At 44.5% G+C, this 12,869-nt stretch carries 8 protein-coding genes; 5 read left to right on the forward strand and 3 right to left on the reverse strand.

Annotated elements, in window-relative coordinates; all coding sequences use genetic code 11:
- The first annotated feature begins 27 nt into the window (after positions 1-27).
- From BLV00_RS03350 to BLV00_RS22730, 3 genes are all read left to right on the forward strand, one after another.
- Positions 28-1,227, forward strand: coding sequence for a CynX/NimT family MFS transporter (locus BLV00_RS03350; RefSeq protein ID WP_093042392.1), 1,200 nt, complete (start codon positions 28-30; stop codon positions 1,225-1,227).
- Between the two features lie 192 nt (positions 1,228-1,419).
- Positions 1,420-2,265 (forward strand): protein-glutamine gamma-glutamyltransferase, encoded by an 846-nt coding sequence (locus BLV00_RS03355; protein ID WP_093042394.1) that lies wholly within the window; start codon positions 1,420-1,422, stop codon positions 2,263-2,265.
- Between the two features lie 108 nt (positions 2,266-2,373).
- On the forward strand, positions 2,374-2,571 hold the full coding sequence (locus tag BLV00_RS22730) for a YjcZ family sporulation protein (RefSeq protein WP_093042396.1): 198 nt from the start codon (positions 2,374-2,376) through the stop codon (positions 2,569-2,571).
- A gap of 150 nt (positions 2,572-2,721) precedes the next feature.
- On the opposite strand, the gene BLV00_RS03365 is transcribed toward BLV00_RS22730, so the two are convergent.
- The gene (locus BLV00_RS03365) at positions 2,722-3,381 is read right to left on the reverse strand and encodes a hypothetical protein (protein ID WP_093042398.1); all 660 of its coding nucleotides are present in this window, start codon (positions 3,379-3,381) and stop codon (positions 2,722-2,724) included.
- Positions 3,382-3,450: 69 nt separating this feature from the next.
- The gene (locus BLV00_RS03370) at positions 3,451-4,830 is read right to left on the reverse strand and encodes an alkaline phosphatase (protein WP_281242971.1); all 1,380 of its coding nucleotides are present in this window, start codon (positions 4,828-4,830) and stop codon (positions 3,451-3,453) included.
- Positions 4,831-5,276: 446 nt separating this feature from the next.
- Here BLV00_RS03370 and BLV00_RS03375 point away from each other — a divergent pair, with 446 nt between their 5' ends.
- Together BLV00_RS03375 and BLV00_RS03380 are read left to right on the forward strand one after the other, a co-directional pair.
- The gene (locus tag BLV00_RS03375) at positions 5,277-7,610 is read left to right on the forward strand and encodes a WD40/YVTN/BNR-like repeat-containing protein (protein ID WP_093042400.1); all 2,334 of its coding nucleotides are present in this window, start codon (positions 5,277-5,279) and stop codon (positions 7,608-7,610) included.
- Between the two features lie 66 nt (positions 7,611-7,676).
- Positions 7,677-9,551 (forward strand): Xaa-Pro dipeptidyl-peptidase, encoded by a 1,875-nt coding sequence (locus BLV00_RS03380; RefSeq protein WP_093042402.1) that lies wholly within the window; start codon positions 7,677-7,679, stop codon positions 9,549-9,551.
- A 128-nt stretch (positions 9,552-9,679) separates the two neighbouring features.
- Here BLV00_RS03380 and BLV00_RS03385 read toward each other — a convergent pair whose 3' ends face one another.
- Complete coding sequence (locus tag BLV00_RS03385) at positions 9,680-12,850, reverse strand: bifunctional cytochrome P450/NADPH--P450 reductase (RefSeq protein WP_093042404.1); 3,171 nt, start codon at positions 12,848-12,850, stop codon at positions 9,680-9,682.
- Positions 12,851-12,869: the final 19 nt, after the last annotated feature.

Below are 12,869 nucleotides of genomic sequence, written 5' to 3' on the forward strand. Positions count from 1 at the left end.
GATTTATGACATGAGAGGAAAATAGATATGAAAAAGCAACCACCACAAACGAAGAAAATACTTCTAATCATTGGCATCATGTTTGTAGCGTTCAACTTACGTCCAGCTATCACCGGAGTCGGCCCGCTCATCAGTTCGATCCGGACAGACTTGGGCATTTCCTACGGTGCGGCTGGGTTTATTACCACGCTGCCATTGATTTCTTTTGCGGTGTTTTCTTTTTTAGCACCTAAACTTGGTAATCGGTTCGGCTATGAGCGGATGGTCTTCATGGGATTAGTAACGTTGATGATCGGAATCGCCATCCGCTATATTGCCACAGCTCCCACATTATACACCGGAACAGCTCTCGTTGGTATAGGAATCGCCATTTCCAATGTACTGCTTCCGGGGATCATCAAGGATCGTTATCCTGGAAGAATCGGTTTGATGACGGCTGTTTATACGACATCCATGTCCGTTTTTTCAGCTGTTGGTTCCGGGCTCAGCATCCCGCTTGCGAAAGGGCTGGGACTTGGATGGGAAAATGCTCTGTTCGCCTGGGTACTGCTTGCATTGATTGCCGCTTTTTTATGGATTCCCCAGCTTTCCCGTCCTGTGAAAAAGGATGACAAGCAAACAGCCGGACTTGGAGGACCTCCGATTTGGAAGTCGAAAATAGCCTGGCAGGTTACCATTTTCATGGGGCTGCAATCGTTTTTATTTTACAGCCTGATTACCTGGCTTCCGGAAATCATGACCGGAAAAGGCCTTGGTATCGCAGCGGCAGGATTGATGGTATCCACGATGCAGCTATCCGGGCTCCCGATGACATTCCTGACCCCTGTACTGGCAGACCGTTTCCGCAATCAGCGGGGGTTAATCATTATGATTGGTACTCTATATCTTACAGGTTTAACTGGCATGTTAGTCAGCACCAGTACAGCCTGGCTGACTGGCAGTGTGATGCTGATGGGGATGGGGCAGGCGTCCAGTATCAGTCTCGCGCTCACGCTGCTTGGTCTACGTGCCGCCAATGCCCGTGAGAGTGCAGCGTTATCCGGTATGGCGCAGTCATTTGGGTATGCACTGGCTGCCATCGGTCCTACTATGATTGGAATCGTCATTGATGTATCCGCAACGGTTAATGTTCCGATAATAATTTTTATATGTATTTTAATTATGATGGTTCTGGCAGGCTTCGGCGCAGCACGCGATCAAACTATCTTTGAAAGGCAGACGAGTTGAGTCTGTGCATGCTCATGGCTTACCCAAAACACAGATGAAACTCAAAAAAACTGTCTTCAGTTTGTTAATACTTGCTATCTCGTCTTTTATTACCTTTCCCCTTTCAATGATCTCTTAAAAAGAACATCTTTAAATCAAAACTTGAATAAGATAGCTAACAATAACAAATTTGATATAGAATGGAGAATTCCATTGCTACAAATATCGGGGATGCCTTTTCAATCAATGGACTCGTTGAACGTTGGGAATGTGGAAAGAATCATCATCCAACAAATGAATAACTCTCATGTCCTTTATTCTTTTCCTTCCCTTAACGAACTTTTGTTTGAAATTAAAGTCCGAAATAACATGATAGAAAGTGCAAAAGAAATGAATCAAAGTGAAGCTGGATTTACAACCTTTAAATATGCGCGTTGTAATACTGAATATTGGTATTTAACAACTCAAGGTGGATTTATGTTAAAGCATAATATACTTCCCTCGGATGCTATTCTAGACATTTATAGAAACAGTTCACTTTATGCATTTGAATGTGCGACAGCATGTGTAATCATCTTTTACCATGCGCTATTGAAAAGTATAGGTAAAAAAGCATTTAATTTCATGTTTCAAAATCTCTATTTATACAGTTGGCATACTGATCCTGATCTAGGACTACAAACTTTTTATTCGGATCATTTTATACCTGGTGATGTAGTATATTTTAAAAACCCTGATTATAACCCTGCAACCCCCTGGTTTAGAGGGGTGAATGCTGTCGCTATGACAGAGGGGAAGCTATTTGGACATGGATTTGGAATAAAAAACGATAAAGAGATGATACATAGTTTAAATGAGAAAAGAAAGAAAGGAAGTAATGTAACGGCTTATTTAACAAATTTGGTCACAAGGCTTACTTTTTATAATTTAACTACTAACAAAAAAATAGATAGAGTATTTACAGATTATAGAAAGAAGCAGATAGTAGTGCACCATAATAAAAGTTCGATTTCCTATGAAAAATATTGGTTTTATCTATATAAAGTACTTAATATTTAAATCATCGTGGCTTGGGCTTAGGAGTCCAGCCCATTTTGGATATTGACGGGCTCTGTATAAAACTAGGTGAATATAATGTAGTGAACAAATTTGAAAGGAAGTGTATTCATGTATGCAAATGTAAATGCAGCACCGTATATGGGGGCTAATGTGAACGCAGCTCCAACAATGGCAGCTAATGTTCCTCCAACGCCTGGTTATGGATATATGGCTCCTGTACGCAGAGACGATAGCTTTGTATTGATAGTGGTGTTGTTTATTTTATTAATTATTGTGGGAGCAGCTTGCGGATTCCCTAAGTGCTAACAATACAAACAAAAGTATGAAAGTCCTGTACCATTCATATTTGTGCAGGCAACAACAATGCAAGGGCTAAATCCCAAGATTTAGCCCCACTTGCATTATTTTTTTATGGATGAGAATGGAAGCTGCTTCTTATTCAATCGGAGGCTTGTTTTATTCTAAACCAATCTCAAACTCTTTCGCTTCAGCGATTGTGCCCTGGCTCTCATCCATCACATCACTGGTTGTTATTGTAATAGATTTCAGCTCATCTACCTTGGTATCATTGAGTACAAACCCCATATTACCGAATTTCACTTCTCCAGATTCATATTTTCCGTAAAGCTTCTCTAGATAGAAATCATCGTCAAAATCTTTTTTCTCGCCTGCGTTCGTTTCCAGTAAATCTACCGGAGCGAAGTTGATCGGCTGATCGCTGGTATTCTTGACGGCAACCGTAAACTTGATATAGTTGAAATTCGCTTCATTATCGCTAAACGCATGAAAATAGTCGATCAAGTCCGGGGAAGGGGAGTAGTTCAACACTTTAATATCTTCGATTACAAGCTGCACAGGCCCGATTTCTTCAACTGTGTGCCCTTCTTTGATGGTCTCGAGTGCGAGCTGGCCGTTTTCATCCTCGATGTGATCCCCCGCTTGTTTCAGCTCTCGGTCATCGCTTGCCTGTGGGTTGTTGCTATACTTCTTTTTTTCCGGAATTTCAAATGGTGCCGTGCTGTCTTTTGTCTCAGCATGGCTTTCAGTGTTATTACCATATGTCGAACATCCTGCTAACAAAATCAAGCTGAACACCAACATTATCAGATGTTTCATGAACATCGCCTCCTTATCCAACCCGTATTAGAAAAATGGCCGCTGCCTGAAGACAGCGGCGCACTCCTGTTATTTTTTCAATATCGCACGTTTTCCTTCCAATACTGCCATTACTTTTTGCCCTATTTCATGGTTATCATGCAGACCTGCGAACTGGTCGGATTGTGGGCCATAGCCATAAACGATGACGTCTTCACCGGTATGTCCGCCAGTCGTCCAGCCAGTGCCGGAGCGAACGTCAAAAATATGCTCGATGGCGTTGTCTATTTCCGTAGTGTTGCCTTCATCTGCCGCGTCTTTGACCGATTGGATTTCTTCCTGTTTCAATTCTAGTTCAATATAGCTGGACAGCGTTTCTTCTACATCAGCACCATCGGCAATTTCAGCAGCCATAAAGTCCGGGGTGCGTTTTGCTGCTTTGATTGGTTCTGGATCCCACTTGTACTCTCCGTCACGGCCCATAGCCATACCGCCAGTAGAGTGGTCAGCAGTAGTGATGACAAGGGTGTGCTTGTCCTTTTTAGCAAATTCGATTGCTTCCTGATAAGCTTCTTCAAAGTCCTGCATATCACTCATCGCAGCAACGACATCATTGTCATGGCCCGCCCAGTCAATCTGGCTGCCTTCGACCATCAAGAAAAATCCATCCTGATTTTTGCTCAAACGATCCAGTGCAGTAGAGGTCATTTCTTTTAGAGATGGACTTTCTTCCGTACGGTCAATCATTTTATCCATCCCTTTTGGTGCAAATAAGCCAAGGATTTGCTCGTTATCATCATTCAGCAATTCTTCACGTGTATCCACGTAACTATAGCCATCCTGCTGGAATTCTTCGGTAAGGTCGCGGTCTTCGCGGTCAAAATAAGAAGTACCCCCGCCTAGGATGACATCGATTTTATGTTCTCCATTCACTTTTTCATCAAAATAATCATCTGCAATATCATTGTAATTATGGCGGGACTCATCATGTGACCCGAAAGAAGCTGGTGTTGCGTGGTTTACCTGGGAGGTAGCAACCAGCCCGGTTGATTTCCCTTTTTCCTTTGCCAGTTCCAAAGCTGTTTTCACTTCATTTTTTTCCATATCGACAGCGATGGCGTTGTTGTATGTCTTGATTCCGGCAGCCATGGAAGTTGCAGCTGCGGCAGAGTCGGTGATGCTTTCCTCTTCATCCCAGGAATACGTTTCCTGCATGCCGATCAAATGCTCATCGAATGCCGAGTTTTCCGTGTAAGGGGTAGAAGGATCGTCCTTTAAGTATCGATAGGCTGAAGTATAAGAGGTACCCATTCCATCCCCGATCAGGAAAATGACGTTTTTGATTTCACTTTTACTAGTGTCTGGCTTAGCAGCGGCTTCATTGCCGAATGAGCCTGCCGTACTGCCAAAAATAAAGGTAGACATGATTGCGACTGGTAGTAGTTTCTTAGAAAACTTTTTGTTAAACAAACCTGATTCCTCCCAATACGTTATGTTATTGATATTACAGCCATCATATTACGGTGAAACTATTAATCTTGTATTGGGAAAATGTTAAGGGTTTGTAATTTTTAATAAATTTCCCTTCCGCCTATTCGTATGGGGTTTAAGTCCTGGTTTGTTAATTCCCAAAATTGAATCTATTTTACCACGTTGAATATTTCGTGATACGAAATATTCAAATAGAATCTAGGCACAAAACCCTTCATTTTTCAGCGAATCAGTCCTATGATATCAAAATATTCTGATAATATTGCCTTTCCTAGATTTTGGTATTACCATTACTCTAATAAAAGAAAGGGGGATAGATTACTAGTAAATACCTATTCATTATTAGTGCTTCAACAATTGATTTCCGTGTTTCCCACCATGAACCTACATAAGAATTTTAACTAAAGTCTGGGAGGGAGATAAACTTGAAGAAAAAGAATTGGTATTGGGTTATAGCACTTGCTTTTCTAGGCGTAGTTGCTGGCGTCATCCTTTCTCAGCAGTATACTTCGACATCTTCAACTATTGAAAAAGAAGTGCCCGCAAAAGCGGAAGAGAGTCAAGTAGACGAAGAAGGATTTGTCGAGAAAGGCCCTGGAAAACGGGATGATTGGTTTATGACTCAAAAAGGATACGAAGAGGAAGAAATCCCAAGAGATGCTTTTCGTAAAGCAGTCAACCAGGCATCAGACCTTCGAAAGATGACTTCCGAAGAAGCTCCTGGGGCCCTAAACCAGCAATGGAATTTCAATGCCCCAAGTGATATCGGGGGACGGGTAGTCGATGTAGTTGTTGATCCTAAAGAACAGGACACCATCTATATCGGTGCTGCTTCCGGGGGCGTCTGGAAGAGTACAGATGCTGGTGATACCTTCGAATCTGTCTGGGACGATAATTTGGTGCAATCCATTGGTGCAGTTGCGATCACTCCTGATGGCACGCTATATGTTGGAACCGGGGAGGCGAACCCAGGTGGTGGAAGCATCGTATTTGGCGGAACCGGTGTCTACCGCTCGGATAATGGTGGCGAAAGCTGGGAGCAGATCGGACTGGAAGAATCGAATGCCATTGGCCGGATTGTTATTGACCCGGAAAACCCTGAGCGAGTTTTTGCAGCGGCGACAGGACCGTTGTTCCATGAAGGAGAACAGCGCGGCCTTTACCTTTCTGAGGACGGAGGCGACACATGGGAAAAGGTTCTGGCAGGTGAAAATGAAACAACAGGTGCGGTTGATATTGCTATTGATTCCGAAAACCCGAATCGAGTGTACGCAGCTATGTGGGATAGGATCCGTTATCCAAATAAGCGTCAATATGGTGGAGAAGGCTCTGGTATTTACCGCTCAGAGGATGGAGGAGCATCCTGGGAGCGAGTGACAGAAGGTCTTCCTGATAGCGATTTAGGACGAATCGGACTGGCTGTATCTTCTACAAATCCTGAAAAAGTGTACGCTACTGTCATCCAGACAAGCGGATACTTTGAAGGATTTTATATTTCTGAAGACCACGGTGCAACATGGGAAAAGCAGGACCATCCGAAAAACCTTGCAAACTCTCAGTCTTCTTTCGGCTGGTGGTTCGGCAGGAATTATGTCGACCCGGAAGATGGGGATCATATCTTCGTATCGGGCGTACAACTGATGGAATCAAAGGATGGCGGACAAACGTGGTCAGCCACCAATGGACGGAAAGTTCATGCTGACCAGCATGGAATGGCTTGGGATCCTAAGGTTCCTGGCCGTGTCTACTTAGGGAATGACGGCGGGGTCTATCGATCAGAGGATAACGGTGATGTGTCTAGAGAGTGGATAAAAGCAACCTATGAGCCGTACACCCAGTTCTATACCCTGACCGTGAGCCGGGAAGATCCAAGCCGCCTGGCTGGAGGCACGCAAGATAATGGTTCTATCCGTTCCTGGGGAGAAGAAGGCTGGAATAATTATTATTATGGGGATGGCCTGGCAAATCTCATCAACTATGAAGATCAAGATAACGTATTTGCCTGTTACCAGTATGGTAATTGTGCTCGTTCCATTGATGGCGGAGATACCATGATCAACTTTACAGATGAAACAGAATCTGACAGAAGAAACTGGCTGACTCCGCTAGTATTCGATCCAAATGACCCTTCGATTATGTATTATGCGGGTAATATACTCAATCGCTCCACTGATGGCGGAGAAACCTGGGAAGCGATTAGTCCTAGTCTGTCCGATGCCAAGAGTAAGGATGCTTATCCGTTTGGAACAATCACTACCGTAGCACCTGCAAAATCAAATAGTAATACCTTGTATGCTGGTACGGATGATGGCCGTTTATGGACAACCAATAACCTCGGAGAGGATTGGAAAGAGATTGAACATGAAATGCTTCCGGATCGATGGGTCACTAGAGTCGCAGTTGACCCAAAGGATGAGAAAGTCGTTTATGCTACCTTCTCAGGCTTCCGTTCCGGGGATAATGCTGCTCATGTATTGCAAAGTAAAGACGGTGGAGAAACCTGGGAAGATGTCAGCAGCAATCTTCCGGAGGTTCCGTTGAACGATATCATCATCCACCCGAAAAAGCGGAATGTCTTATACGCTGCCAGTGATGTAGGCGTGTTTGTTTCCCCTAATGGAGGCAAGAAGTGGTACAGCCTTGGGGAAGGCATGCCATTGGTGCCGGTCATGGATCTTCAATACCATGAACCTTCAGGTGTGCTTTTTGCTGGCACATTCGGTCGTGGAGTTTATGAAATAGAGCCAAAAGGCTGGTAATCTATCAATTTTCGAGAGGGTGTACGTATCCGGGACACCCTCTCTATTTTTAAAGGGAGGAAATAAATGATACGGAAAAGTGCCAACGGGTTTCTGATGTCTATCAATCTATTCGTATTTGCTTTGTTTGCAGTCACAGTACCGGTAAGCGCGGAAGAGCAGGGTCCTGTCCATCAGCTGCAGGATGACATGACAGAGCCTGTTTTCTCTTATGAAGATGCCATTCGTGAAACCGTCTATGTACAATCCGATTTAGATACGGACAGAAATGGAGAGCCGGACCGGGTAGCTGTAGATATCATCCGTCCAAGTGAAACAGAGGACGGATTAGAGGTTCCGGTTATTATGGATGCGAGTCCTTACTATGAGAGAATTGGCCGAGGGAATGAGTCTGAAATAAAGGATACCGACGGGGACGGTGTGAATGACCAGTTTCCGTTATTCTATGATAATTACTTTGTCCCAAGAGGGTATGCCGTCGTGCTGCCTGATATGGTAGGGACTAATAATTCCGATGGATGCCCAACTACAGGAGGACCGGAAGAGACGGGGAGCATCAAAGTTGTTGTAGAATGGCTAAATGGGAACGCTACAGCCTATACAGAAGACGGGAAAGAGGTCACTGCTGACTGGACGACAGGGAAAGTAGGCATGATCGGAAAATCTTATGATGGTACCCTTGCCAATGGAGTTGCCTCTACCGGTGTAGAAGGACTCGAAACAATTGTCCCCATCGGTGCTATTTCAAGCTGGTACGATTACTATCGTTATGGCGGGTTAATTTATTGGAGAAACGGACCGTCTGGTCTGGCTAATGCTGTTGTCAATTCGGAACGTCGCGAAGCATGTACGGCTGTCCGTGAAGAAATGGCTCAGGATGCAGATGATGAAACAGGTGATTACAATGAATTTTGGGGTGCGCGCAATTATATCCCAAACGCTGACAATGTGGAAGCTAGCGTATTTTTAATCCATGGATTGAATGACTTCAATGTCAAGCCGAAGCATTTTATGCAATGGTGGGAAGAGCTGTCAATAAACAATGTGCCAAGAAAAATATGGCTTACCCAGACAGGCCATGTGGATCCATTCGATTTTAGAAGAGAGGAATGGGTGAATACGCTGCACCGCTGGTTCGATCACTGGCTTCTGGATGTAGACAATGGAATCATGGAAGAACCGATGGCTGATATCGAACGCGGAACAGGGGAATGGGAGACGTATGAAACATGGCCTGCTGCTGATGCCAGGGAAACCAAAATCAGGCTTGCCCCTGCAAACGAGGCGGCCCCTGGCACCTTGACAACGGGCCCTGTGCCAGGAAACTTTGATCAGTTCTTTAGCAACGATCCAAATCAGTCAGAAAGCGACATGATAAAGAATGCATTCACAGAGAGCGAGAACCGTCTGATGTTTTTATCTCCTGAATTGGAAGAGGAAGTCCGATTTAGCGGAACACCATCCGTAGAAATTCGGTCAAATGTCGATATGGAAGATGCCGGACTGACTGCCTTGATTGTTGACTATGGCAGTGATGAACGTATCCATCACACCAATCGTGGTGAAGGAATTCGCACCTTAGACGAAGAAAATTGCTGGGGTGAAAGCACAGAAAGTGATGACGCCTGCTATAAACAAACAGAAATCGTAACCCACGAATCCCCATATGAAATTGTTACCCGTGGCTGGATGGATGCGAAAAACTGGAAGAATTTATCCTATGAAGAATTGCTGAAGCCGGACAAAAACTATCATTTCCGGTTCGACTTACATCCGGAAGACTATGTCTTTAAACCAGGTCACCGGATCGGTGTAGTGATTGCCAGCAGTGACCGTCGTTATACGAAATCTGTTAGTGAACCTGTAGAGTTAGAGGTTTCACTTGGGCAAAGCACCGTGACATTTCCAGTAGTTGGCGGTAAAAAAGAACTAGGCTTTTAAAAAGAGGGGCAGGCCCATAAGTCTTCAATAGACTTATCAAGGCAGCCCCTTGTTATTATTATTGATACCGAAAAGTAGGCTGAGAAGCGACTCCCTTTCCAGATACAGCCCCTTTGTCTTGAGTATTCTTATGCCCCGGCCCAAATATCTTTCGCAAACCCCCCATCTTCCTCTAAAAGCTGCAGCCAGGAAGCTGCATCCTCATAGCTTGTTCGATGGGCATCTTGATAACACTTGATTAATGTTTCGGTAACTTCAGGTGCCATTTTATTGCCATCACCGCAAATGTAGAGATGTGCACCATTTTCAAGAAGGGGAAGAAGGGTGGCTGCATCCTGTCTCACCAGGTGCTGCACATAGGTTTTACATGTTGGGTCCTGTCTTGAAAAAGCGGTATGGAGCTGCACAATTCCCTCGTGTTCTGCTTTTTTCAGTTCCTCTTCGTATAAAAAGTCCTCCTCGGGATGACGGCATCCAAAATATAAATGCGTTTCTCCCAGAGAGTGCCCTTGTGCTTTCTGCGATTTTCTTGCTTGTATAAACCCTCGGAATGGCGCCACGCCAGTACCTGGGCCAACAAGAACCATTGGCGTTTCAGGGTTCTCTGGCAGCTGGAAATTAGATTGAGGGGCACGGATGAAGCAAGCCAATTTATTTGTTTCCTGTTGTAAAGCGAGATAATTGGAAGCAACCCCTTTATATTCACCATTTCCACTCCAGGCAGGACCTCGCACAACCCCGACAGTGATACTCACTTTTCTTTGATTCACTATTGGGGAACTGGAAATCGAATAATAACGAGGTTTCAACCCTGGAAGCAGTGCTAAGAATCGTTCGAATGGGAGTTCACTAGAGATATAGTGTTCTAGTAACTCGAACATTGACACGCGCTTTTGCAATATCTCTTGTTTATAGGTTTCCTCTTCAAGCAATTGTTCCAAGTCTGCTTTATGAGGAGGACAAGAGTTGTAAGCTGCCAACTCTCTAATTTGCGCCCGGGTAGCCGGTTCTTGCAGTTCGACATAAGAAGCCAACAGGTCCTTCAGACGCACTGGCTGATCGGTTGGCAAATGAGAAGCTTTGCCTGGATCTTTGCTGAGAACGATATATTCCTCTCCTTCGAGTTTAAAGTGATTCAATACCCTTTGAACGAGTGCATCACTATTTTGTGGCAACACGCCCAAGTGGTCGCCCTCCTTATAGGTAACTCCTTTTGGCAGGGTCAGTTCGATATGCCGAGTACTTCGATTCCCGGATTTTTGTAATTCGCGATTTTCTGCTACTACTGCTGTAAAGGCATAATAATTACGTGCCAATGGGGTATGCGTGATACCACTCACGAAATCCATAGCAATACCGCTTGCTTGATTTTCGTCATTTTTCAGTTCCAGGTTGAAATTAGAAGCTAGGTTAGGCCATAGTTTCTCTTCCCATTTTTCCAAATCCCCATCAAAATCGTCACTGGCATCTCCGTCACCACGAGCAACTATACGTGTAGCTCCTTTAGCTTGCAGCTCTTGATCAATCAGGGTTGGAATTCGTTGGTAAGTGTCCGCCCAGTTGCGGTCGCCGCAGCCAAAGACAGCATACCTGACCCCTTTTATTTGTCCTGGTGCTGTTGTTTGTATCCATTTAACAAAAGCAGCTGCGTTATCCGGGGCCTTCCCATTATAGGAAGCAGTAACGATAATCATAGCACCTTCTGTCGGCAGCTTATCCGTATATTCATCCAATGGAGCAACCACTGTATTAAACCCTTGTTGGCGGGCAGTGGTGGCAAGATCCTGAGCGACCCCTTCGGCAGTACCAAGGTTGGATCCATATAAAACAAGCAGGGGAGTTTGGTGGGCATTAACAACTCCCATCGTGTAAGCTTCCGTTTCGGCTTCTCTCTTCTTGTTGGAAGGAGAATGTGAGGGTATTAAGCTGACATTTTTCCGTGTTTTAACCCGCATTTTCAACCCTTCTGGTTTCAACGTTAACGTTTCTTTAACATCCAGTTGATAATCGCTATGGTCCTCGAGTTCGAAATGCTGAAGAATCATACCTAGCACCAGTATAGCTTCATGTAGGGCGAATTGCTGTCCGATGCAAGCACGCTGTCCATTTCCGAAAGGCTTGTAGGCATGGTGCGGTATGCTTTTGGGGTCCTGGAAACGTTCTGGCTTGAATTCCTCCACATCATTTCCCCAAGCTGTAGTGTCCCGGTGGAGCTGCGGTAATAACAGGGTGAGCGTATCTCCTTTTTCCACATCATATTTCCCGGCAAGTGTCGTATCTTCTTTAGCAAAAACAGAGAAGGCAGGAGCCGTTGGCCATAAACGTAATGATTCATTCAATATCATCCGTACATATTTCAACTGCTTCACTTGCTTATAAGTAGGAGTCTCGTCTCCTAACACCTCATCTACTTCTTCATAGGCTTTTCGTAATTTATCTGGATTTTTCATTAAATAATATAAGGCAAATGACAAGAGTCCACTAGTCGTTTCATGTCCGGCAATCAGAAAAGTGATGATTTGGAAACGAATATTTTCATCATCTAACGCCTCTCCTGTCTCTGGATCTTTTCCTGTTAACATGTGGGCCAGTAAATCGTCTTCCCCTTGGTCACCAGATTGCTTCCGTTCTGCAATCAGTTGATCGACAAGGTTGAACATATAATCGATATCTTCTTTGAATTGACGGTGGGAGCGTACCATGAATTTCTCCTGGATACCCAGCCGCTGGGTTTGATTCATCGCCTCATCGAGTGCGTGCACCATTTTATCGACAAATGGATGAGGCTTTTCACGATAGAAACTATTGAAACGATAATTGAAGCCACAAAGCCCTATGGTATCCAGGGTAAGACGGGTAATATCCTCTGGTACTTCTATTTCCTCGTTCGGATTGAGACGGGCCCATTTTTGCACAAGCTGGGTCGCAAGGTCGACCATCTTATCGTGGTATCCCTTCATTGCTTGCTGGCTGAAGCTTGGCAGCAAAATATTGTGGGCTTTTTTCCAGTTTGGTTCCGACGTCTCACTAGTGAATAGGCCGTCTCCCCCGAAGGGACGCACTTTTTGAAGGGGAGGGCCTACCTTTTTGTCAAAACGGTCTTCATCACAAATTTCAGCAGCAAGCTTGGCACTGGAAACGAACGTACTAAGCCGTCCAGGGAACTGAAATTGATAAATAGGACCTAGTTCTTCAGCAAGTTTCATAAAAGATTGGATTGGTCTTTCTTTATTAATTAAGGGTAAGTTTCCAAGCGGACCATAAGATTTTGGTTGTGGCAGTTTATGAGTCGTCTTCATCGATAATCACCTCAAATTT

This window comes from Thalassobacillus cyri, from assembly GCF_900107755.1.
GTDB lineage: Bacteria > Bacillota > Bacilli > Bacillales > Halobacillaceae > Thalassobacillus > Thalassobacillus cyri.

Bases quoted from the DNA above. Each gene is read 5' to 3' on its own strand.
- BLV00_RS03350 (WP_093042392.1), top strand. From the start codon at position 28: ATGAAAAAGCAACCACCACAAACGAAGAAAATACTTCTAATCATTGGC.
- BLV00_RS22730 (WP_093042396.1), top strand. From the start codon at position 2,374: ATGTATGCAAATGTAAATGCAGCACCGTATATGGGGGCTAATGTGAAC.
- BLV00_RS03365 (WP_093042398.1), bottom strand. From the start codon at position 3,381: ATGAAACATCTGATAATGTTGGTGTTCAGCTTGATTTTGTTAGCAGGA.
- BLV00_RS03380 (WP_093042402.1), top strand. From the start codon at position 7,677: ATGATACGGAAAAGTGCCAACGGGTTTCTGATGTCTATCAATCTATTC.
- BLV00_RS03385 (WP_093042404.1), bottom strand. From the start codon at position 12,850: ATGAAGACGACTCATAAACTGCCACAACCAAAATCTTATGGTCCGCTT.